Annotated in this window: 22 protein-coding genes; 6 read left to right on the top strand and 16 right to left on the bottom strand. The window is 71.3% G+C overall.

Annotated elements, in window-relative coordinates; all coding sequences use genetic code 11:
• Positions 1-49 precede the first annotated feature (49 nt).
• Positions 50-520 carry a type III secretion system chaperone gene (locus BHU06_RS18015; protein ID WP_070400592.1) on the bottom strand — a complete coding sequence of 157 codons (471 nt, stop codon included), beginning with the start codon at positions 518-520 and terminating at the stop codon, positions 50-52.
• 146 nt (positions 521-666) lie between these two features.
• On the opposite strand from BHU06_RS18015, the gene BHU06_RS18010 reads away from it, so the two are divergent.
• Positions 667-1,758, top strand: coding sequence for a DUF2157 domain-containing protein (locus tag BHU06_RS18010; RefSeq protein ID WP_139147107.1), 1,092 nt, complete (start codon positions 667-669; stop codon positions 1,756-1,758).
• 24 nt (positions 1,759-1,782) lie between these two features.
• Here the strand turns inward: BHU06_RS18010 and BHU06_RS18005 are convergent, their stop codons facing one another.
• Positions 1,783-3,663 carry a choice-of-anchor I family protein gene (locus tag BHU06_RS18005; RefSeq protein ID WP_070400591.1) on the bottom strand — a complete coding sequence of 627 codons (1,881 nt, stop codon included), beginning with the start codon at positions 3,661-3,663 and terminating at the stop codon, positions 1,783-1,785.
• Positions 3,664-3,754: 91 nt separating this feature from the next.
• Positions 3,755-4,378 carry a DUF924 family protein gene (locus BHU06_RS18000; RefSeq protein ID WP_070400590.1) on the bottom strand — a complete coding sequence of 208 codons (624 nt, stop codon included), beginning with the start codon at positions 4,376-4,378 and terminating at the stop codon, positions 3,755-3,757.
• A 100-nt stretch (positions 4,379-4,478) separates the two neighbouring features.
• Between BHU06_RS18000 and BHU06_RS17995 the strand changes: the two genes are divergently transcribed.
• Positions 4,479-4,898 carry a hypothetical protein gene (locus BHU06_RS17995; protein WP_139147106.1) on the top strand — a complete coding sequence of 140 codons (420 nt, stop codon included), beginning with the start codon at positions 4,479-4,481 and terminating at the stop codon, positions 4,896-4,898.
• Between the two features lie 24 nt (positions 4,899-4,922).
• Here the strand turns inward: BHU06_RS17995 and BHU06_RS17990 are convergent, their stop codons facing one another.
• The 12 genes from BHU06_RS17990 to BHU06_RS17935 form a co-directional block, all read right to left on the bottom strand.
• A complete protein-coding gene (locus tag BHU06_RS17990) occupies positions 4,923-5,702 on the bottom strand; it encodes a LytTR family DNA-binding domain-containing protein (protein WP_070400589.1) in 780 nt (259 codons plus the stop codon).
• Complete coding sequence (locus BHU06_RS17985; RefSeq protein WP_070400588.1) at positions 5,699-6,736, bottom strand: sensor histidine kinase; 1,038 nt, start codon at positions 6,734-6,736, stop codon at positions 5,699-5,701. The genes BHU06_RS17990 and BHU06_RS17985 overlap by 4 nt, the downstream gene beginning before the upstream one ends.
• 24 nt (positions 6,737-6,760) lie before the next feature.
• Positions 6,761-7,054 (bottom strand): 2TM domain-containing protein, encoded by a 294-nt coding sequence (locus tag BHU06_RS17980; protein WP_070400587.1) that lies wholly within the window; start codon positions 7,052-7,054, stop codon positions 6,761-6,763.
• A 36-nt stretch (positions 7,055-7,090) separates the two neighbouring features.
• Entirely contained in the window at positions 7,091-7,504 is a 414-nt protein-coding gene (locus BHU06_RS17975; protein WP_070400586.1) for a DUF2306 domain-containing protein, read from the bottom strand.
• A 248-nt stretch (positions 7,505-7,752) separates the two neighbouring features.
• The gene (locus BHU06_RS17970; protein WP_070400585.1) at positions 7,753-9,336 is read right to left on the bottom strand and encodes a PAS domain-containing methyl-accepting chemotaxis protein; all 1,584 of its coding nucleotides are present in this window, start codon (positions 9,334-9,336) and stop codon (positions 7,753-7,755) included.
• A gap of 179 nt (positions 9,337-9,515) precedes the next feature.
• Positions 9,516-9,992, bottom strand: a complete 477-nt coding sequence (locus BHU06_RS17965) for a DUF411 domain-containing protein (protein ID WP_070400584.1) — start codon at positions 9,990-9,992, stop codon at positions 9,516-9,518.
• Positions 9,993-10,087: 95 nt separating this feature from the next.
• The gene (locus BHU06_RS17960; RefSeq protein ID WP_070400583.1) at positions 10,088-10,366 is read right to left on the bottom strand and encodes a hypothetical protein; all 279 of its coding nucleotides are present in this window, start codon (positions 10,364-10,366) and stop codon (positions 10,088-10,090) included.
• A gap of 5 nt (positions 10,367-10,371) precedes the next feature.
• A complete protein-coding gene (locus tag BHU06_RS17955) occupies positions 10,372-11,394 on the bottom strand; it encodes a glycerophosphodiester phosphodiesterase (RefSeq protein ID WP_083293303.1) in 1,023 nt (340 codons plus the stop codon).
• Positions 11,395-11,472: 78 nt separating this feature from the next.
• On the bottom strand, positions 11,473-12,225 hold the full coding sequence (locus tag BHU06_RS17950; protein ID WP_070400582.1) for an amino acid ABC transporter ATP-binding protein: 753 nt from the start codon (positions 12,223-12,225) through the stop codon (positions 11,473-11,475).
• A 9-nt stretch (positions 12,226-12,234) separates the two neighbouring features.
• Entirely contained in the window at positions 12,235-13,338 is a 1,104-nt protein-coding gene (locus BHU06_RS17945) for an amino acid ABC transporter permease (protein WP_070400581.1), read from the bottom strand.
• A 5-nt stretch (positions 13,339-13,343) separates the two neighbouring features.
• Positions 13,344-14,522: an amino acid ABC transporter permease gene (locus BHU06_RS17940; protein WP_070400580.1), complete on the bottom strand. Its 1,179-nt coding sequence runs from the start codon at positions 14,520-14,522 to the stop codon at positions 13,344-13,346.
• A 105-nt stretch (positions 14,523-14,627) separates the two neighbouring features.
• Complete coding sequence (locus tag BHU06_RS17935) at positions 14,628-15,665, bottom strand: amino acid ABC transporter substrate-binding protein (RefSeq protein ID WP_070400579.1); 1,038 nt, start codon at positions 15,663-15,665, stop codon at positions 14,628-14,630.
• Between the two features lie 223 nt (positions 15,666-15,888).
• Here BHU06_RS17935 and BHU06_RS17930 point away from each other — a divergent pair, with 223 nt between their 5' ends.
• The 3 genes from BHU06_RS17930 to BHU06_RS17920 all read left to right on the top strand — a co-directional run bounded on the left by BHU06_RS17930 (position 15,889) and on the right by BHU06_RS17920 (position 18,293).
• Positions 15,889-17,610 carry a long-chain fatty acid--CoA ligase gene (locus BHU06_RS17930; RefSeq protein ID WP_070400578.1) on the top strand — a complete coding sequence of 574 codons (1,722 nt, stop codon included), beginning with the start codon at positions 15,889-15,891 and terminating at the stop codon, positions 17,608-17,610.
• A 5-nt stretch (positions 17,611-17,615) separates the two neighbouring features.
• Positions 17,616-17,834, top strand: a complete 219-nt coding sequence (locus BHU06_RS17925) for a hypothetical protein (protein ID WP_139147105.1) — start codon at positions 17,616-17,618, stop codon at positions 17,832-17,834.
• A gap of 96 nt (positions 17,835-17,930) precedes the next feature.
• On the top strand, positions 17,931-18,293 hold the full coding sequence (locus BHU06_RS17920) for a hypothetical protein (RefSeq protein ID WP_070400576.1): 363 nt from the start codon (positions 17,931-17,933) through the stop codon (positions 18,291-18,293).
• Here the strand turns inward: BHU06_RS17920 and BHU06_RS17915 are convergent, their stop codons facing one another.
• Complete coding sequence (locus BHU06_RS17915) at positions 18,294-19,124, bottom strand: DUF2189 domain-containing protein (protein ID WP_070400575.1); 831 nt, start codon at positions 19,122-19,124, stop codon at positions 18,294-18,296.
• A gap of 101 nt (positions 19,125-19,225) precedes the next feature.
• On the opposite strand from BHU06_RS17915, the gene BHU06_RS17910 reads away from it, so the two are divergent.
• Positions 19,226-19,969: a 2OG-Fe dioxygenase family protein gene (locus BHU06_RS17910; protein ID WP_070400574.1), complete on the top strand. Its 744-nt coding sequence runs from the start codon at positions 19,226-19,228 to the stop codon at positions 19,967-19,969.
• Positions 19,970-20,173: the final 204 nt, after the last annotated feature.

Here is a 20,173-nt window from a genome sequence, read left to right as displayed (position 1 = left end):
ACCGCCCCGCCACCGCGGCGGCGGGGCCGCAAATCCACGCCGGCGGCGCTCAGATGCGCTCGAACATGACGCCCGGCGGCGCGGGCGGGGCCGGGTTGGCACTGGCCGCGCGGGCGATGGCGTCGGCCCACCAGCGCCGCAGGGCCACAAAGTGCAGCAGGGCGGCATTGAAGGTTTCGGGCTCGCTGTCCTCGGGGCCGAGTTCGCCGATCAGCATCAGCTCGCCTTCGTCGCCATCGCGCGCGATGCGCAGGTCGCCGATCTCGCGCCACAGGGCGTTGTAGGACAGGGCCAGGTTCAGCGCGCTCAGCTCGCCCTCGGGCGTGGGCAGGCCCAGGTCGGCGGTGAGCACCAGGCGGGACCCGTCGGCGGACCATTCGGCCATGAAGCCGTCGCCGCCGTCGAAGTCGATGCCCCAGGTGCTGTCATTCACCTCGGTGATGCCGGTGACCTGCGCGAGCCGCTGCCCCGCCTGGGTGATCAGACGCAGGGCATCGCTGGCATCGTTCAGGGCGTGCATCGGTATCGAAACCATCAAGGATTGCGTATGGGTGGGGGCGCGCGCCGCGCCGTTCCCGGCCTAGGCCAAGCGGGGCGGCCCCGGCTTAGGGCCGCCAGCCGAGGGGCGGCGCGGTGCGCTATCGTGCGCGCCAGGAGGAACCTGGCATGAGCGACGACAGCACCCCGGCGCCCGACCGCGGCCAAGGCCTGCAGATTCACTGGGGCCAACTGCAGGCCGCGGCGCGGGCCGGCGACATCTCGATGGAGCAGGCCGAGCGTCTGTGGGCGCGCTGGGCCGGCCAGGCCATCGCGCCCGCGCGCTTCGGCTTCACGCACGTGCTCTATTACTTCGGCGGCATGCTCGCCATCGGTGCCATGACGCTGTTCATGACCCTGGGCTGGGAGCTATTCGGCGCCTGGGGCGTGCTGCTGCTGTCGGTGGGCTACGCGGTGGGCGCGGTCGCGGTGGCCCGGCACCTGCAGCGCCGCCACCTGCACATCCCGGCGGGCATCCTGGCCACGATCGCGGTCTGCCTGGTGCCGCTGGCGGCCTGGTCGCTGCAGAGCGGCCTGGGCCTGTGGCCCGAGGGCGGGCCCGACAGCTACCGCGACTACCACCGCTTCATCGACTGGCGCTGGCTCACGCTGGAGCTGGCCACGCTGGCCGCCGCCGTGGTCATGCTGTGGTGGCTGCGCCTGCCTTTCATGGTGATGCCGGTGGCCGTGACCCTGTGGTACCTGAACATGGACCTGGCGCACATGCTCATGCAGAAGGACGGCTTCGACTGGGCCTTCACGCGCGACGTGTCGCTGGTGTTCGGCCTGGCCACCTGCGCCATCGCGGTGTGGGTGGACCTGCGCTCGCGCCTGGCCGTTGACCCGCGCGACCGGCAGGACTTCGCTTTCTGGCTCTACCTGTTCGGCGCGCTCATGTTCTGGTGCGGCCTGAGCCTGCGCGAGAGCGACAGCGAGCTGGCCAAGGCGGGCTACGCGGCCCTCAACGTGGCGCTGGTGTTCCTGGGCGCGGCCATCGGCCGGCGCGTGTTCACCGTGCTGGGCGCCATTGGCGTGGCGGGCTACCTGGGCTACCTGAGCTACAAGGTCTTCGCCGACAGCCTCTTGTTTCCCTTCGTGCTCACGCTGCTGGGCCTGGGCATTGTGGCCGTGGGTATCTGGTGGCAGCGGCGCGAGGCGCGCATCCACGCGCGCCTGGCGGGCTGGCTGCCAGCGGCCCTGCGGCCGCTGGCGCAGCGCTGAGGCCCCGCTCCCGGGGGCAAACGCTCAGGGCTGGCCGCCCGAGGCGTTGACGCGGTACACCGCCGTGGTGCCGCTGACCTCGTTGCCCACCACCAGCAGGGGCGTGCCGTCGGGCGAGCGGTCGGCGGGGATGAACACCAGGCCTTCGGGGCCCAGGTCGCCCGCCGTCGCCAGCACGGTGCCGGGGTCGGCCGTCGTCCAGTCCTCGCGGCTGTTCAGGTAGTCCAGGCGCTGGGGGGCGGCGGGGTTGGTGATGTCGTAGACCAGCACGCCGCCCATGCGCTCCAGGCCGATGAAGGCCAGGGTGCGGCCCCGGACCTGGCCGATGGCGATGCCTTCGGGCTCCGGTCCCTTGGCGTCGCTGCGGCTGTCGAAGGCGCCGCCTTCGTCGTGGCCGGCGTTGAAATGGTCTTTGCACGGGATGTTGCGCGCGCTGCCGAGCCGGCAGGCGTCGCTGGCGAAGAACGTCTCGAACTCGGCGCCCGAGTCCCACACCAGCTGGCCGTTGGCGTTCCAGATGCTGAAGGAGCGGGCGCCGTAGCTGTAGAGCTGGTCGTACATGAGGCGGTTGCCGGCCGGGTTGGCGGTGCCCGTGGCGTCGAACATCATGGGCGAGCCGTCGGGGTTGGTGCGGTAACCCAGGGTCCAGGTGATGTTCAGGCGACCGAGCACGTCGTCGGCGCGGCAGCCCATGGGGTCGCCCGCGACGGCGCCGCAGTAGCCGAAGGTGGCCGGGTTGAGCAGGCCGCCCGCGGCCATGGCGCTGAGCTGTGGCGGCAGGTCATCATCCGCGCGGCCGGCCCAGCCGCTCTTGTTGATCAGGTGCTTGACGCGGAACTCCTCGACGAAGCCCTGGCTGGCGTCGCCGGCCCAGTAGGCGTTGTTGTCTTCGCCCCAGGCGCGCGCGTCGCCCTCGTTGGCGGTGACGAGGTAGGTCTGGCCGCCGGCGGTGTAGGCGCTCATGGCGTCGGGCAGGTACAGGCCGCGCACGCCGGGCAGGCTGCGGATGTTGAGGCGGCCGTCGTTGTCGGAGGCGTCCAGCCCGTTGCCGGGCGCGCCGTGGTCCTTGAAGCCCAGCGGCAGCACGGCCGTGACCGTGGCGCTGGCGACGTCGATCTTGGCCAGGGCGTTGTTCTCCTGCAGCGTCACCCAGGCGGTGGCGCCGTCGGCCGACACGGCGATGTACTCCGGCTCGAGATCCTGCGCCGCGTTGGCGTTCGGGCCATACAGGCGCACGCCCTGCGCGCGCAGCGTGGCCTCCTGGCCGACGAAGGCGCCAAAGCCGGCCGTGCGCACCACGGGCGCGGCCGGCTGGCTGACGTCGACCACGCTGACGCTGCCCTCGGGGTCGATCTGGTAGTCGTCGCTGGGCTCGCCTTCGTTGGCCAGCAGCACGGTCTTGCCATCGGGCGTGAAGCTGATCATGTCGGGCTGCGCGCCCACGGTGGCCGAGCCGAGCAGGACAAGGTCGCTGGCGCGGTACAGGGCCACGCGGCCCGGGTCGGTCTTGGTGGCGGCCTGCACGGCCACGGCCACCAGGCCGTCGTGCACGGCCACGCTGTTGATTTCGGCGCCCGGCAGCGCGAGCGAGGTGGCGGCGTCGATCTCGCCGACCTTCACCGGCTGGGCGGGCACGCGCAGGTCCAGCACGTCCACCTTGCCGGCCTGGGCGTTCACCACGAACAGGCGCCGGCTGGCCGCGTCGTAGGCGGGAATCTCCGCCGCTGACACGCCGAACTGGCCGGTGGCGTAGCCGCCGATCTTCTCAAGCTGGACGCTCAGGGGCTGCGACGCCGGGCCGCTGGGCTGTCCATCGCCACCGCCTCCGCAGGCCGCGAGCGCGGCGGTGGCGATCAGGGCGGCGGCGAAACGGCTCGGGGCGGGCCGGCGATTGGCGCGTGTCATCGAATCTCCTCGTGCAAGTCAGAACAAAGCACGAGGTTGTAGGCAGCGGACATGACGTCCGCGTGTCGTGTCGGTGGCGCCGGCGTGACGCCTACTGCCCGAAGCGCGGACCGTCCGTCAGAAACGCCCGTTCTTCGGCGGTGCTGTCGCGGCCCAGGGCCTCGTTGCGGTGCGGAAACCGCCCGAAGCGCGCCACGATGTCGCGGTGCAGCCGCGCGTAGCGCAGGTTGTCGTCCAGTTCTGCGTGGCAGAAGGCCGGCGCCTGTTCGCGCAGGCGCTCGAAGCGGCGCACGGCCTCGTCCTGCAGCTCCAGCGACTCGGCGTGCAGCAGCGGCATGTAGAGAAACACCCGGGCCACCACGGGCAGGCCTTCGTCTTCTCCCGCGGCGATGGCCTCCATCGTGAGGGCCTGGGCGCGCGGGTCGCCGGCGAAGGCGCGCGCCTGGCGCCGGAACAGGTTGCGCGTCAGCTGGTCCAGGAGCAGCACCAGGGCCAGGCGGCCCAGCGGCGTGGCGGCCCAGTCGGCCAGGCCGCCGGCCAGGGCCTGCTCCACCAGGGCGCCGTAGTGGCGCCGCAGTGCCTCGTCCTGCTCGGGGTCGAACCCGAACCAGAGCTGGTCGCGCGACTCGCTGGGCCAGCCGCGGGCCAGGCCGTCGCCGCACCAGTGGTCGAGCAGGGCCTGCGCCTCGGGGGGAATGTAAAGATCGTTCGCCATTTACGCCTTGCTACAGCTTTGACCGCACGTAGGGTGCGCCCGGTCCCGGGATTGTCTGTAATTCCAAGGCGGCAAACCGCCGTCGCTCCGGAGTCTCCCCATGAATACCGTGTCTCTCAGCCCCCGCCACCGCGCCACGCGCGGCCTGGTCCTGCTCACGCTGGCCGCTGGCGCCTGGGCCCTGTCGGGCACCGCCACGCAGGCCCAGGCCCGCGACAACGTTTACTGGTCCATCGGCGTCAACTCACCCGGCGTGAGTGTGGGGGTGTCCAACGCGCCCCCCGTGGTCTATGGCTACCCGTCCTACGGCTATCCGGTGTACGACCCCCGGCCGGTGGTGGTCTACCCGCGCCCCGTGATCGTTCACCCGCGACCGGTGGTGGTGCAGTCCTACCCGGTGTACGCCTATCCCCCGCAGTGGCGCCACGACCGCCCGCCCAAGCACTGGCGCAAGCACGGCTACCAGCGCGGCTACCAGCACGGCTACCGCGACGGCCGCCGCGGCGGCTGGGACGACTGAGGCGCGTCCCGCCCCGCCACCGCTTCACATCGCGCGGAAGCGGTCGGCGTAGAGGCGGCTGACCACGAAGGCCTCGTCCAGGCCGCGCAGCGTCAGCCGCCACTTGCCCGCCTCGTCGCGGGTCACGCGATCGATGGCGTCCACCCGCACCACAGTGCCGCGGTGGATTTGCCAGAACACCTCGGGGTCGAGCTGCGGCAGCAGTTCCTTCAGCGGCGTGCGGATCAGGAACTCCCGCCCGCCCGTGAGCACCCGCACGTACTTGTCGGCCGCTTCGAAGGCCAGCACCTCGTCGATGGCGACCCGCTGCACCGCCGCGCCCACGCTGGCCATGAGGTGGCGCAGGCGCGGCGCGGACGAGGGCGCACCGCCGAGCAGCGCGCGCAGCCCGGTCCAGTCGGGCGCGGCGCTGGCGCCGCGCGCGCGCAGTGCGGCCTGCACGCGCGCCACGGTGCGCTGCAGCCGCTCGGCCTGCACGGGCTTGAGCAGGTAGTCCAGGGCCTGGGCCTCGAACGCCTGCACCGCGAACTCGTCGTGCGCGGTCACGAACACCAGCGCGGGCAGCGGCTGCTCGGCGGGCCAGTCGTCGGCCAGGGTGGCGGCGGCGTCCAGGCCGCTCAGGGCAGGCATGCGGATGTCCAGGAACAGCACGTCGGGGCGCAGCGCCAGGGCCTGCTGCACGGCGCTTTGGCCGTCGCCCACGCTGGCGAGCACCCGCAGCCCCGGCCAGGCGCGCGCCAATTCGGCTTGCAGGGCTTGCGCGAGCAGGGGCTCGTCTTCGGCGATGAGGGCGGTGGCGTTCATGGGGTGTCGGGCAGGGGAAGGAGCAGCCGCGCCTGCGTGCCCTGGCCGGGTGCGCTGTGCCACTCCAGGCGCGCGGCCGCGCCGTGCAGGGCCTGCAGGCGCTCGCGCACCTGCGTGAGGCCGAAGCCCTCGCGCGCCGGGGCCTCGCTGCCCACGCCGTCGTCGCTCACGCTCAGGCACAGGGTGCTGCCCTCGCGTTGCGCGGCCACGCGCAGCTCGCCGCCGCGCGCGCTGGGCTCCAGGCCGTGGCGGATGGCGTTCTCCACCAGCGGCTGCAGCAGCAGCGCCGGCACGGGCAGCGGCGCCAGGGTCTTGGGCAGCTCCAGGCGCACGCGCAGGCGCGGGCCCATGCGCATGCTCATGAGGCTGAGGTAGTCGTCCAGCCGGGCGAACTCGTCGCTCAGGGTGTGCTGGCCGCCGCGCGCGTCGCTGCGCGAGGCCGCGAGCGTGGCGCGCAGGAAGTGGTTGAGCCGGTCCAGCATGTCGATGGCGCGCGGCGGGTCGGTGGCGATGAGGGCGCGCAGGTTGGCCAGGGTGTTGAACAGCATGTGCGGCTCCAGCTGCGACTCCAGCAGGCGCAGCCGCGCCTCGCTGGCCTGGCGCTGGGCCTCCTCCTGCGCCAGTCGGGCCATGGCCAGCATCTCGCGGCTGCTGAAGTAGTAGGCGCCGAAGGCGCCGAGGGCCAGCGACATGAGCAGGAAGCCGACGGTGGCGCCTGGCAGGTTGTTCGCGCTGGCCAGCAAGGGCCGGCCGAGCAAGAGGTTGCCCAGCGTCAGGCCCAGCGCGTAGCCCGCGAACACGGCCACCACCACCAGCACCGCCATCGGCCGAACGCCGGGCCAGCCTTGGGGCGAGAGCAGGTAGCGCCCGCCGTCGATGCCGGCCCAGATGCACAGGCCGATGAGCTGCGAGTACAGCAGGGTGGGGGCGAAGTGGTCGCCCTTGATGGCGCTGATCGCCAGTGCCAGCACGGTGTTGAACACCGCGGCGATCAATACGTGGCGCGCCACGGTGCGGGGGTTGAAAGCGGCCATGGGCGCAGTATGCCGGGCCCCCGCTCAGGGGCGCTGGCCGCGGTCGCGTTGCAGGCGCTCGCGTTCCCGGTCCATCCAGTGCTCGTACAGGCCGCCGCCGCCCAGGCGCACCCACACGGCCAGGCCGTGGATCAGCAGGCCCAGGCCCCAGCCCAGGGCGGGGTAGACAGCCCAATCGCGCCCGCTGCGCAGCGAGAGGTAGACCAGGCCGGCGTTGACGGCGAGAAACACCAGGGCGTGCAGGGTCCAGCCCATGCGGGCGGCCACGCGCCGGCGCGCGGTGCGTTCGAGGTCCTTGTCAATCGAGAGGGTGTTCATGGCGGGTTCTCCGGTGGGTGGGGGGATGGGTGAAGGTCATAGCAGCCCCAGCCACTGGCCCCAGACCAGTTGGCCCAGGTAGCGGCTGGGCAGCAGCGTGAGGGCGCCGGTGACGATGCAGGCGCTGAGGTACAGCGCGATCATGGTCAGCCGGTGCGAGCGGATGCGTCCGTGCCGCAGGTGCCAGAAGGCCAGGGCCAGCGTGCCCAGGGTGATGGGCACCAGCAGGTGGATGGGCGTGTAGCCGGCGAGGTTGGGCAGGCGGAAATCGCGGATGAACACGGCGGTGATGGCGACCATGAGCATCAGCGTGACCCAGGCGTAGCCGGCCGCGCGGTGCAGCACCGCGCGCGGGTGGCCGGCGCGGCGCGCCCACAGCGCCACCGGCCCGATGGCCAGGGCCGCGAGCGCGGCGCTGAGGTGGATGGCGATGACGGGGGTGAGCTGCATGGCGGTCTCCGGTGGGCGGGGGAGACCGCACTGTCGGCCGCCGGCCCCGCGTGCGCCACGGGGCTGAGACGAAACGGCGCGGGTGCGCCGTGAAACGCCGCCGCAGCGGCGCGAAATGCCCGCGCGAGGGAGCCCGCGCGAGGCGGTCAGCGCAAGAGGCTCGCGCGCGAGGCCGGGTCGGGAAGGCCGGGTCGAGAAGGGCGGGGCGAGAAGGGCGGGGCGAGTGGGGGGCGCCGGCCGCCCGGCCCTCAGTCCGCGGCGCTGCCGCGCGGCTGCAGGCGAAACACCTGCACCGCCTGGTGCATGACCTCCGCCTGCGACTGCAGCGAACTCGCGGCCGCGGCGAGCTGCTCCACCATGGCGGCGTTCTGCTGCGTCACCGAGTCGAGCTGGCCCACGGCTTGGTTGATCTGCGCGATGCCGCTGGATTGCTCGCGCGTGGCGTGCGTGATGTCGCCGATGAGCGCGTTGACCTGCTCCACCGCGCCCACCACCTGGGTCATGGTCTGGCCGGTGCCGTGCACCAGTTCGCTGCCGCGGCGCACCTGGTCGGCCGAGTCCTCGATCAGGGCCTTGATTTCCTTGGCCGCGTCCAGCGTGCGCTGCGCGAGGTGGCGCACCTCGCCGGCCACCACGGCGAAGCCGCGGCCCTGTTCGCCAGCGCGCGCGGCCTCCACCGCCGCGTTGAGCGCCAGGATGTTGGTCTGGAACGAGATGCCGTCGATGACCTGGATGATCTCGCCGATGCGCGCCGAGCCGCGGCTGATCTCGCCCATGGTGGTGACCACCTGCGACATGGCGCTGTTGCCTTCGCGCGCCACCGCGGCCGCGCGCTGCGCGAGCTGGGCCGCCTCCTGCGCGGTGCTGGCGCTCTGGGCCACGGTGCTGTTCATCTGTTCCATGGATGCGGCCGTCTGCTGCAGGTTGCCGGCCTGCGCCTCGGTGCGAGAGGACAGGTCGTGGTTGCCGCTGGAGATCTGGTGGCTGGCGACCTGCACGCCCTCGATTTCGTGGCGCACGTCGGCCACCACCGCCTGCAGGTTCACGTTGAGCTGGTTCAGCGCCACGGCGAGGTCGCCGAACTCGGCCGGGCCGCGCAGGGCCAGGCGCGAGGTGAGGTCGCCCGCGGCCATGGTGTTGGCGAAGCGAACGGCCTGCGCCAGCGGCTGCACGGTCTGGCGCCGCAGCGCCCAGGCGGCGAACAGGGCGACCGCCAGCAGGGGCAGGGCCATGGCCAGGTGGGCCGCCAGGCCCAGGCGGGCGCCGATCTCGCCGACCAGCACGCCGGCCGCGGCCAGCGCCACACAGACACCGCCGATGGCGCGGCCCAGGCTGGGCCGCAGCGCGCGCCTCAGCAGGCCGGACAGGCCTTTCTGCACCACCTGGCCGCGCCGCAGGCTCAATCGGTCCTGGCCCTGGTCGCGCTCGGCGCGCAGGCGGGCGTACAGGGCCTCGGCCGCCTGCACCTGCTCGCGCGTGGGCTTGGTGCGCACGGACATGTAGCCCACGGTGCGGCCGTCCTGCACCACGGGGGTGGCGTTGGCCATCACCCAGTAGTGGTCGCCGTTCTTGCGCCGGTTTTTCACCGGCGCCGACCAGGGCTGGCCCGAGCGCAGCGTCTCCCACATGTCGCGAAAGGCCTCGGGGGGCATGTCGGGGTGCCGCACGATGTTGTGCGGCTGGCCCATCAGCTCCTCGCGGCTGAAACCGCTGACCGCGACAAACGCCGGGTTGCAGTAGGTGATGTGGCTCTGCAGATCGGTGGTGGAGACCAGGGTGACGCCATCGGGGATGACGTATTCCTGTTGGGAGACGGGCAGGTTGGCGCGCATGAGATGGTGGTTGGGGAGGGGCGGCGCTGTGATCGGCCGCTTCACCCATGCGCTATCGGCATTACCTCGCCGATATGTAGTACCGCCTCAGGGCCCGGTGCGTTTTCCGGCGCCGGGTTTGACCCAGATCAAATCCTCTTGGCGTCGGGCGGCCAGGGGGTGGACGCCCCTGCGGGCGTTCAGGTGCGCTTGAAATAGGACTGGTAGATCCGCGCCGTCCCATCGCGCTGCACCAGCAGCACGTCGTAGGGGTCCTGGCGGCCGCCGTAGTCGGGGCCGTCCATGCCCGGGCTGCCCACCGGCATGCCGGGCACGGCCAGGCCCAGGGCCTGGGGCTTGTCGGCCAGCAGGCGGCGGATTTCGCGTGCGTTCACATGGCCTTCGACGACATAGCCGCCGATGAGGGCGGTGTGGCAGGAGCCGTAGCGTTCGGGCAGGCCCAGGCGGCGGCGCACGGCGGTGTTGCCGCTGTCGTAGACCTGCACGGTGAAGCCGTCGGCCTGCAGGTAGCTCACCCAGTCCTTGCAGCAGCCGCAGTTGGGGTCTTTCCAGACCTGCAGCGGGGGCAGGGGGGACTTGGCCTGGGCCAGGGCCCCGATGGGCAGGGCCAGGGCGGCGCTGGCCAACAGCAGTTGTCGACGGTTCGTGGCGGGCATGGTGTTGGTTCTTTCGGCTGTCCGGGGTGGCGCTGCGCGTGTGCGCAGCGCGCGGGAATGAGCCGCGGGGCGGGCGGGAAGTTCCCTGGCGCGGCTCAGGCGTTCGCCAGCTGCGCCTGGGCCTTGTCGATCCAGTACTGCAGGCTGTCGTGCAGCTCGTGCGAGCTGAACGAGCAGCTTTCGCCGTCGAACAGCGCGCTGGATTCGAGACGGTCCAGCAGATTGCCCAGCACCTCGGCGAAACGCGGTGGCAGGGCGGCGAGCAGGTCGTGCTGCGCGCGCAGGCGCTCGCTGGCCTGGGCGGGCGAGAGCGAGCCCTCGCGCAGGCCGGCAAGGGCATCGGCCACGGGTTGGAGCAGGGTAGGGGGGCGCATGGCGCTCAATTCTGCCGCGCCACCAAGGGCGCCACCGGCGGCGGCAGGGTCATGCCGCGCCGCTCCATCACGGCCCGCAGGCGGTCGGGGTGATCGGTGATGAGGCCGTCGACGCCCCAGTCGATCAGGCGCTCCATGTCGGGCACCTCGTTCACGGTCCAGGGGATCACGCGCAGGCCTTCCTCGCGCGCGCGCTCGACCAGCGTGCGGTTGAGGTCGTGGAAATGGGGCGACCACAAGCGCGCACCGGCGGCGGCGAGCAGCGCCGGTGCGTCCTTGAAGTCGGCCTCGCGCAGGCCGGCGCTCCAGGTGCCGCTGTGCAGGGTGTTGAAGCGGGGCCGCTGCGCGCTCAGGAAGGCCAGTGGCAGTTCGGGCGCCAGGCGCTGGGCGATCTTGAGCAGGCCCCAGTCGAAGCTCTGCAGGCTGGTGCGCGAGGCCATGCCCTCGGACCGGACCACCTCGAGCACGGCGCGCACGAAGGCCTCGGGCTCGGGCGACTCCTGCGCGCGCTCGGGGTGGCGCTTGAGCTCGATGTTGAAGCGCGCGTGGTCGGCGCGCAGGCGCTTGACCCGCTCGAACACGGCGGCCAGCGTGGGGATGCGCTCGCCGTCCACTCCCTGCTGCTGCGCGAAATCGCGCGCGTAGCGGCTCGCGGGGTTGATGCGGCCAACGTCGAGCTCGCCGATCTGCGCCAGCGTGAGCTGGTGGAACGGTTGGCCGCGCGACTGCAGCCAGCGCCCCGAGGCGTCGCGGGTGATGTCGGGGTTGGCCGCGGTGTCGTGCGAGACGATGGGCACGCCCTCGGCGCTCAGCACCACGTCCAGCTCCAGCGTGCTCACGCCGATGGCGAGCGCGCGCTCGAAGCCGCTGAGCGTGTTTTCGGGCGCGAGGGCGCGCGCCCCGCGGTGGCCCTGCAGGTCGAAGGCCAGGGCGGCGCCCGCGCACCACATCGACAGGCCCAGGGCGGTGGTGCAACTCCAGCGCAGCCAGGTCAGGCGCCGGGCGGCGGGTGGGGCGGGCAGCTGCATGGCGGTCTCCTTGCCGGGCCCGCTCGGTGCGGGCCTCTGATCGGGCGCATTCTCCCAGCGCGCGATGACCGCCTCAAGTCAATGCCCGAGGATCTTGGACAGGAAGTCCTTGCTGCGCTCGTTCTGCGGGTTGTTGAAGAACGCCTCGGGGGTGTTCTGTTCGACGATCTGGCCCTGGTCCATGAAGATCACGCGGTCGGCCACGGCCTTGGCGAAGCCCATCTCGTGCGTCACGCACAGCATGGTGATGCCCATGTTGGCGAGCTCGATCATCACGTCCAGCACTTCCTTGATCATCTCCGGGTCGAGCGCGGAGGTGGGCTCGTCGAACAGCATGATCTTGGGCGTGAGGCACAGCGCGCGCGCGATGGCCACGCGCTGCTGCTGGCCGCCCGACAGCTGCAGCGGGTACTTGCCGGCCTGCTCGGCGATGCGCACGCGCTTCAACTGCTGCATGGCGCGTTCCTCGGCCTCCTTTTTGGGCAGCTTGCCCACCCACATGGGCGAGAGCGTGAGGTTCTCCAGCACCGTGAGGTGGGGGAACAGGTTGAACTGCTGGAAGACCATGCCCACGTTCTTGCGCACCTGGTCGATGGCCTTGATGTCGTCCCGCAGTTCGACGCCGTCGACCTCGATGACGCCCTGCTGGTGTTCCTCCAGGCGATTGATGCAGCGGATCAGCGTGGACTTGCCCGAGCCCGACGGGCCGCAGATCACGATGCGCTCGCCCTTGGCGACGGACAGGTCGATGTCGCGCAGCACGTGGAAGTCGTTGCCGTACCACTTGTTGACCTTGTCGAAGCGGATGATGGCGGGGGATTGTTCTGGCATGTTGTGCTTTCAGCGCGCCTTGCTGGCGGCAAGCTGCTTTTCGACCCACAGGCTGTAGCGCGACATGGCGAAGCAGCCGGAGAAATAGATGAGCGTGATGAAGAAATAGGCCTCGAGCTTGAACGGGCGCCACTGCACGTCGGAGTTCAGGGCCAGCGCGAGCGCGCCGGTGAGCTCGTAGAGCGAGACGATGGTCACCAGCGAGGTGTCCTTGAACAGCGAGATGAAGGTGTTCATGATGCTGGGGACCACCATGGACAGGGCCTGCGGCAGCACGATGAGCCGCTGCGCCTGCCAGTAGCCCAGGCCCAGCGAGTCGGCCGCCTCGAACTGGCCCTTGGGCACGGCCTGCAGGCCCCCGCGCACGGTTTCGGCCATGTAGGCCGCGATGAACAGCGTCAGGCCCGCGACCACGCGCACCAGCACGTCCACCGTGACGCCCTGGGGCACGAACAGCGGGAACATGAACGAGGCCATGAACAGCACCGAGATCAGCGGCACGCCGCGCACCAGTTCGACATAGAGCACGCTGATGGTGCGGATGGCGGGCAGCCTGGCGCGCCGGCCCAGGGCCACCAGCACCGCGAGCGGGAACGCCAGGAACAGCGACAGCACGGCCAGCATGAGCGTGAGCGGCAGGCCGCCCCAGAGCTCGGTGCGCACCTTGGACAGGCCCGGCACGCCGCCGCCCATGAGCACGAAGAAGCCGGCCAGGGAGGCGACCCAGATCAGCGCCAGCCAGCGCGTCCAGAAGACGCGCATGCAACTGACCACGACCGTGGCCACCATCAGCAGCGTGGCCACGAGCGGGCGCCACTGCTCGTCGTAGGGGTAGCGGCCGAACAGGATGACGCGGTACTTCTCGGCGATGACGCCCCAGCAGGCGCCGACGCCGCGCGCGGCCTGGCAGGCGTTGGGATCGGGCTGGAACACGGCGCCGGCAATCACCCATTGCCAGAGCCTGGGCAGCGCCCACACCAGCACCGCGCCGATGATCAGCGTGAACAGACTGGATCTCCAGTCGGCGAAGAGGTTGCGGCGCGCCCACACCAGGGGGCCGGACTGGCGCACCGGCGAGGGCCGGGGCGCGATGGGTTGGAACTGCGTGCCCATGGCGATCAACGCTCCTTGATCGCCATGCGGCGGTTGTACCAGTTCATCAGCAGCGAGGTGGTGAGCGAGGTGCTGAGGTAGACCAGCATGATGATGGCGATGCACTCCACCGCGCGGCCGCTCTGGTTGATGGTGGTGTTGGCGATGGAGACCACGTCGGGGTAGCCCACCACCACCGCGAGCGAGGAGTTCTTGGTGAGGTTGAGGTACTGGTTGGTCAGCGGCGGAATGATCACGCGCATGGCCTGGGGCAGCACCACGAGTTTCATCTTCTGCCGCGGGTTCAGGCCCAGCGCGGAGGCGGCCTCATCCTGGCCGCGGCTCACCGACTGGATGCCGCCGCGCACCACCTCGGCCACGAAAGCCGCGGTGTAGGTGGTCAGGCCGATGAGCAGCGCGAGGAACTCGGGCGTGAGGGACAGGCCGCCGTCGACCATGAAGGGCAGCTGCTCGGGCACGCTCCACTCGCGCGGCATGCCGGCCACCACCCAGCCCAACACGGCGCACACCAGCAGCAGGGCCAGCGGCACCCAGAGGCGGTCGCCGTCCTGGCCGGTGGCCTCGAAGCGCCGCTGCACGCGCCGGCGCCACAGCACGCCGGCCACCGCGCCCACGGCCAGGCCGGCGATCACCGCGCCCACGCCGGCCGTGGGCCAGGGGACCGACAGGCCGCCCTTGCTGAGGAAGACGAGGCCGGCCAGCGACATGGCCTCGTTCGAGGCGGGCAACAGCTCGATGAAGACCAGGTACCACATCAGCAACTGCAGCAGCAGCGGCACATTGCGGAAGAGCTCGACATAGCCGTAGCACAGGCCGCGCACCAGGGCATTGCGCGAGAACCGCCCCACGCCCAGGGCCACGCCGAGCAGGGTGGTGAAGACGATGCCCGCCAGGGCCACCTTGACGGTGTTGAGCACGCCGACCCAGATGGCCTTGCCATAGCTCTGGCTCGGGTCGTACCGGATGAGGGTTTCGCCGATGTCGAAACCGGCGCTGGCGCCCAGGAAGTCAAAGCCGCTCTGGATGCCGCGCGCCTGCATGTTGGCCTGGGTGTTGTGCGCCAGGTACCACAGGCCCAGGCCCAGCAGGGCCAGGGCGAGCAACTGGTACAGCACGCCGCGCGTGGCCCGGCTGTTGAGCGACCAGCGCCGGGACGGGGGTGGGGGGGATGCGGGGGTGGTCAACGGTGACCTCGCGACGAAGAAATGACAGGAACGAAGAACGCCCGCAGCGACGGGCATCGCTGCGGGCCGCACCAAGGCCGGGCCGCGGTGGCGGCCCGGCGTGGTTCAGCGGATCGGGGGGGCGTACAGCACCCCGCCTTTGGTCCAGAGGTTGTTGATGCCGCGCGGCAGGCCGATGGCGGTCTTGGGGCCAACGTGGTGCTCGAACTGCTCGCCGTAGTTGCCCACGGCCTTGATGGCGCGGTAGGCCCATTCCTTGTCCAGGCCCAGCAGCTTGCCGGTGTCCTCGTTGCCCATGCCGAGCAGGCGCATCACGGAGGGGTTGGTGCTGGATTTTTTGAGCTCGTCGGCGTTGGCCTGGGTGATGCCGTACTCCTCGGCCTCGATGAGCGCGAAGCCCACCCACTTGACGATGGCGGCGAAGTCGTCGTCGCCACGGCGCACGGCCGGGCCCAGGGGCTCCTTGGAAATCAGCTCGGGCAGGATCACGTGGTCATCGGGCTTGGCCATGTCCTTGGCGCGCGAGGAGGCCAGGCCCGAGGAATCGGTGGTGTAGGCCTGGCAGCGGCCGGACGAGTAGGCGGCGAGAGCGGCCTCGAGCTTTTCGAACACCACGGGCTTGATGCCCAGGTTGTTGGCGCGCGAGTAGTCGGTGAGGTTGAGTTCGGTGGTGGTGCCCGACTGCACGCAGACCGTGGCGCCCTTGAGCTGCTTGGCGCTCTTGACGTTGAGCTTCTTGGGCACCATGAAGCCCTGGCCGTCGTAGAAGTTGACGCCGACGAAGGTGAGGCCCAGGGAGGCGTCGCGCGTGAGCGTCCAGGTGGTGTTGCGGGCCAGCAGGTCGATCTCGCCGGACTGCAGGGCGGTGAAGCGCTGCTGCGCCGTCAGCGGCACGTAGCGCACCTTGTCGGGGTTGCCCAGGATGGCGGCGGCGACCGAGCGGCACACGTCCACGTCCATGCCGCTCCACTTGCCCTGGCTGTCGGCCGCCGAGAAGCCGGGCAGGCCGGTGTTGACGCCGCAGTTGAGTTCGCCGCGCTTCTTGACCGCGTCGAGGTCCTTGCCCGCGTGCGCCGGCAGGGCGAGCAGCGCGGCCGTGGTGCCCAGGGTCAGGGCGGTCAGCTTCAGGGCCTTGAGATTCATCGGGTACTCCGTAGTCAGTGTCAGTTGTCGAACACGAACGGACAGGCACCTGTTCGGTGCCCAGCCGCAAGCGGGCCAATGTAGACCCCGCCTTTTCCACCGGGGATCGGGGTTTACGTGGGAGTGCCATGCCGATGCTTTATTGAACAATCCGCACGACTGCGCCCCCGGAGGGCAACGCAGAATTCGTGCCACGACAGACGACCATCGGAGACCCGCGGAGATGAGCCCTCAGGATCCACCGGCGCGGGCGCACCACCGCGTCTGGCCCCGCCGTTTGCCCTACGCCATTCGGACACCCCGAACCTCCCTGTGGGACAACCTCGTGGTGAGCGCGCGGCGCTACCCGGACAAGCCCGCCCTGGTCTTCTTCGATCTCAGCACCTCCTACGCCGAGCTGCTGGCCCAGGCCGAACGCCTGGCCGCGCACCTGCGCGCGCAAGGCGTGCGCGACGGCGACCGCGTGCTGCTGTTCATGCAGAACTGCCCGCAGTGGGTCGTGGCCTGCTACGCGGTGCTGCGCGCCAATGCCGTGGTGGTGCCGGTCAACCCCATGAACAAGGCCGACGAGCTCAGGCACTACATCACCGATCCCGACGCGCGCGTGGCGCTCTGCGCGGCCGATCTCGCCGGCGAACTGCTCAAGGCCGACGCCGCGCTGCCCGAGGCGCAGCGGCTGCGCCACCTGGTGGTGACGCACTACGCCGACGTCATCGGCCCGGCGGCGGATGTGCCGCCCGCCTGGCAGGCCTGGCTGGGCGCGCGCCACGAACGTCCCGCGCTGGCGGGCGGCAGCGTGGCCACCTGGGCCGAGGCGCTGTCCAGCACCGCGCCGCTGCCCGAGCACAACCGCGGCCCCGACGACCTGGCCGTGCTGCCCTACACCAGCGGCACCACCGGCCTGCCCAAGGGCTGCATGCACCCGCACCGCACGCTCATGCACAACGCGGTCGCCGGCGCCCTGTGGGGCAACAGCACGGCGGAGGCCGTGTCGCTGCTGGTGGTGCCGCTGTTCCACATCACCGGCATGGTGTCGGGCATGCACACGGCGATCTACGGCGGCGCCACCATCGTGCTCATGCCGCGCTGGGACCGCGAGCTGGCGGGGCGGCTGATCTCGCGCTGGCGCGTCACGCACTGGACCAACATCCCGACCATGGTGATCGACCTGCTCGCCAGCCCCAGCTTCGAGCGCTACGACCTGTCCAGCCTGGTCTACATCGGCGGCGGCGGCGCGGCCATGCCGCAGGCCGTGGCGCAGCGGCTGCTGGAGCTGTTCGGCCTGCGCTACGCGGAAGGCTACGGGCTCACCGAAACCGCCGCGCCCTCGCACAGCAACCCGCCGGACGACCCCAAGCAGCAGTGCCTGGGCATTCCCTTCATGAGCTGCGACGCCCGCGTGGTCGACCCCGACACCTTGCGCGAACTGCCGGTGGGCGAGGCCGGCGAGATCGTGATCCATGGCCCCATGGTGTTCGACGGCTACTGGAAGCGCCCCGAGGCCACGGCCGCGGCGTTCATCGACATCGAGGGCAAGCGCTTCTTCCGCTCGGGCGACCTGGGCCGCATCGACGAGGACGGCTACTTCTTCCTCACCGACCGCCTCAAACGCATGATCAACGCCAGTGGCTTCAAGGTCTGGCCGGCCGAGGTCGAAGCGCTGATGTTCAAACACCCCGCCATCGCCGAGGCCTGCGTCATCGCCACGCGCGACGCCTACCGCGGCGAAAGCGTGAAGGCCGTGGTGGTGCTGCGCGCCGACGCCCAGGGCAAGACCAGCGAGGCCGACATCCTGGCCTGGTGCCGGGAGCACATGGCCGCCTACAAGTGCCCGCGCGAGGTGGCGTTCGCCGACGCCCTGCCCAAGAGCGGCAGCGGCAAGGTGATGTGGCGCTGGCTGCAGGAGCGCGAGCTCGAGCGCACCGAACCCGCCCGGGCACAATGAGCGGCATGCCGTCCCTCACCGACGCCTTTCGCCGCGTGTGGCAGCCGCGCAAGGGCCTGTTCTGGCTCATGCTGGGTTTTCAGGCGCTGTCCAGCGCCCTGGTGCTGTTCATCCAGATCCACGAGCCGCCGGCTGGCCTGCGCCTCATGCTCGGGCTGCTGGCGCTGACGAACACGCTCCTCTCATGGTGGCTGCTCGCGCGCCTGTGGCGCGGCGAGGGCTGACAAGGACGGTTACAAAATGGCCGTTTTGTGCTGGAATGGCGGGCGCCGCCCGCCGTTGTGCCCACAACCACAGACAGAAATCGCACCCGCCCAGGCATGAAGCAGTTCCTCTCGACGCTCTTCGACACCGTTGCCCAGCGGCTGCAGGGCGAGAACCGCCACGACGACGACCCTTACCGCCTGGCGCGCGTGCGCAAGGCCATGCTGGCGTTGGTCGGCGAAGACGGCGGATGGGAGGCCGAGCAGCTGCGCCACCGCCTGCTGGTGGCCGAATCGGCCCGCGCCCTGTGGTTCATGCGCCCCGACCTCCTGCAGTGGCTGTGCCGCGGCCTGGAAGAGCGGGCCGCCATGGACCGCGTCATGAAGCTGCAGCCCCTGTTCGAAGGCCTGGTGGAGCCGGCCCTGCTGGGCGCGGCGGCCGGCCGGCGCGAGCGCCGCCGGCCCCACCACGGTGCCTGACTAGGGCGCCCGCGCGGTCGCTTCATCCGGCGCCACCGTGGCGCGGTAGGCGTGCCAGCTGGCGTGCCCGATCACCGGGCCGCTCACCAGCAGGCCCAGGAACCAGGGCAGCATCGACAGCGCCACGGTGGCACTGATCAGCAGGCCCCAGAACAGCATCACGCCCGGGTTCTGCAGGCAGGCGCGGATGCTGGTGAGGCCGGCCGAGATGGCGTCGGTGCCGCGGTCCAGGATCATGGGGATGCTCACCACGCTGGTGACGAAAATCAGCCCGGCGAACAGGGCCCCCACCAGCGTCCAGGTGATGAGGAACTCGAGGTGCTGCCCGCGCAGCATCTGGCCGAGGAGGTGCTGCGTGTCCGGCAAGGTGGTGAAGCTGACCGCGAACACCACCAGCGAGGCGCGGCCCCAGAGCATCTCCAGCACCAGCAGCACGCCGGCGAACAGGGCCATGGTGCCCTTGGTGGGCAGCCAGGCGCGCAGCGAGCGGCCCAGCGAGGGCGGCTCGCCGCGCTGCAGCGCGCGGCTCGCGTCGTACAGGCCCAGGCACAGGAAGGGCCCCATCAGCAGGAAGCCCGCCGACAGCGCCAGCACGTAGGCCGGCGCGGCGCGGAACACGGCCAGCAGCGCGTGCCCCATGGCGAAGAAGCAGGCGCCGTAGAAGAGGCCGATGCCGGGGCAGCGCAGGAAGTCGGCCCAGCCGGCGCGCAGCCAGCGCAGCGGGTCGGCGGGGCGCAGGTCGGCGATGGGCAGCTCGAACACCGAGGGCTCGCGCGGCGCGTCGCTGGGCGGGGGCGCCTCGGGCGGGGTGGGGTCGGCGGTGGCGGTCATGGCGGCATTGGGCCATCGGCGCCGGTATTCCCCGATGCGGGCTTACCCTTGGCGACCCGGCGTATGCTCGCGGCTCCCTTTGCCGCAGCCAACCGCAGCCGATGAGCGCCGCCGAGTTCTCCCCTCCCTACCTCTCCCCCAACGCCATCGACACCGCCCTGCGCGAGCGCGGCGTGGGCCTGCTCAGCGGCGAGGACAGCGCCGCCTGGATCGGCGTGCCGCTGGCCGATCTGCGCGCGCTGGAGCCGCATTGGGACCGGCTGGCCCCCGACGCCTACCTGAAGGACGGCGGCCGCTACCGCCAGCGCCGCCACAGCTGCTTCGTGGTGGACGGCGAGCGCGTGGCGCTGGAGCCGCACCGCGCGCACTGGCAACCGGTGGAATACAACGCCCTGCACGGCGGCATGCAGCGCTGGTTCGAGCCCATGGAGGCCGCGATGGCGAACGCGCCCGCCTGGTCGCTGCTGCTGCGGCGCCTGGCGGCGGCGGCCAGCGCCTTGCGTGGGGAGCGGCCCTGGTATGTGGAGGCGCACCCCTTCCGCATCGACACCACCGACGGCATCGGCCGGCCCACGCCCGAGGGGGCGCACCGCGACGGCGTGGACCTGGTGGCGGTGTTCCTGGTGCGACGCCACGCCATCAAGGGCGGCGAAAGCCGGGTGTTCGAGGCCAACGGCCCCAGCGGCCAGCGCTTCACCCTGCGCGACCCCTGGTCGCTGCTGCTGCTGGACGATCAGCGCGTGATCCACGAAAGCACGCCCATCCAGCCCGACCCGGCGGACGGCCACGGCTGGCGCGACACGCTGGTGGTGACGCTGCGGGCGGGCGGTTTTCAGGGCGACTGAGCGCGGCGCGTCCCGTCATGGTCGGTGGCCCCATCGGGCGCTTGACGGCCTGGGCGCGCCGGCTCAAGGCCGACGCCATGACCCTGTGGTTCGCGCGCCGCCACCCCGGCACGCCGTCCGCCGCACTCAGGTCGCGGTCCGGCCGGCCGGGGTCAGGGCGGCGAGTCGGTGATGCTGCGGTCCGCGCAGGCCTGTTGATAGGCC

It is taken from the genome of Hydrogenophaga sp. PML113 (genome assembly GCF_001777155.1).
Lineage (GTDB): Bacteria > Pseudomonadota > Gammaproteobacteria > Burkholderiales > Burkholderiaceae_C > Hydrogenophaga > Hydrogenophaga borbori.
Note: the sequence above shows the minus strand (reverse complement) of the source record. Positions and strands in the feature narration are given on the sequence as shown.

Coding starts and splice junctions, on each gene's coding strand:
- BHU06_RS18015 (WP_070400592.1), bottom strand. CDS start 520: ATGCACGCCCTGAACGATGCCAGCGATGCCCTGCGTCTGATCACCCAG.
- BHU06_RS18010 (WP_139147107.1), top strand. CDS start 667: ATGAGCGACGACAGCACCCCGGCGCCCGACCGCGGCCAAGGCCTGCAG.
- BHU06_RS18005 (WP_070400591.1), bottom strand. CDS start 3,663: ATGACACGCGCCAATCGCCGGCCCGCCCCGAGCCGTTTCGCCGCCGCC.
- BHU06_RS18000 (WP_070400590.1), bottom strand. CDS start 4,378: ATGGCGAACGATCTTTACATTCCCCCCGAGGCGCAGGCCCTGCTCGAC.
- BHU06_RS17995 (WP_139147106.1), top strand. CDS start 4,479: ATGAATACCGTGTCTCTCAGCCCCCGCCACCGCGCCACGCGCGGCCTG.
- BHU06_RS17990 (WP_070400589.1), bottom strand. CDS start 5,702: ATGAACGCCACCGCCCTCATCGCCGAAGACGAGCCCCTGCTCGCGCAA.
- BHU06_RS17985 (WP_070400588.1), bottom strand. CDS start 6,736: ATGGCCGCTTTCAACCCCCGCACCGTGGCGCGCCACGTATTGATCGCC.
- BHU06_RS17980 (WP_070400587.1), bottom strand. CDS start 7,054: ATGAACACCCTCTCGATTGACAAGGACCTCGAACGCACCGCGCGCCGG.
- BHU06_RS17975 (WP_070400586.1), bottom strand. CDS start 7,504: ATGCAGCTCACCCCCGTCATCGCCATCCACCTCAGCGCCGCGCTCGCG.
- BHU06_RS17970 (WP_070400585.1), bottom strand. CDS start 9,336: ATGCGCGCCAACCTGCCCGTCTCCCAACAGGAATACGTCATCCCCGAT.
- BHU06_RS17965 (WP_070400584.1), bottom strand. CDS start 9,992: ATGCCCGCCACGAACCGTCGACAACTGCTGTTGGCCAGCGCCGCCCTG.
- BHU06_RS17960 (WP_070400583.1), bottom strand. CDS start 10,366: ATGCGCCCCCCTACCCTGCTCCAACCCGTGGCCGATGCCCTTGCCGGC.
- BHU06_RS17955 (WP_083293303.1), bottom strand. CDS start 11,394: ATGCAGCTGCCCGCCCCACCCGCCGCCCGGCGCCTGACCTGGCTGCGC.
- BHU06_RS17950 (WP_070400582.1), bottom strand. CDS start 12,225: ATGCCAGAACAATCCCCCGCCATCATCCGCTTCGACAAGGTCAACAAG.
- BHU06_RS17945 (WP_070400581.1), bottom strand. CDS start 13,338: ATGGGCACGCAGTTCCAACCCATCGCGCCCCGGCCCTCGCCGGTGCGC.
- BHU06_RS17935 (WP_070400579.1), bottom strand. CDS start 15,665: ATGAATCTCAAGGCCCTGAAGCTGACCGCCCTGACCCTGGGCACCACG.
- BHU06_RS17930 (WP_070400578.1), top strand. CDS start 15,889: ATGAGCCCTCAGGATCCACCGGCGCGGGCGCACCACCGCGTCTGGCCC.
- BHU06_RS17925 (WP_139147105.1), top strand. CDS start 17,616: ATGCCGTCCCTCACCGACGCCTTTCGCCGCGTGTGGCAGCCGCGCAAG.
- BHU06_RS17920 (WP_070400576.1), top strand. CDS start 17,931: ATGAAGCAGTTCCTCTCGACGCTCTTCGACACCGTTGCCCAGCGGCTG.
- BHU06_RS17915 (WP_070400575.1), bottom strand. CDS start 19,124: ATGACCGCCACCGCCGACCCCACCCCGCCCGAGGCGCCCCCGCCCAGC.
- BHU06_RS17910 (WP_070400574.1), top strand. CDS start 19,226: ATGAGCGCCGCCGAGTTCTCCCCTCCCTACCTCTCCCCCAACGCCATC.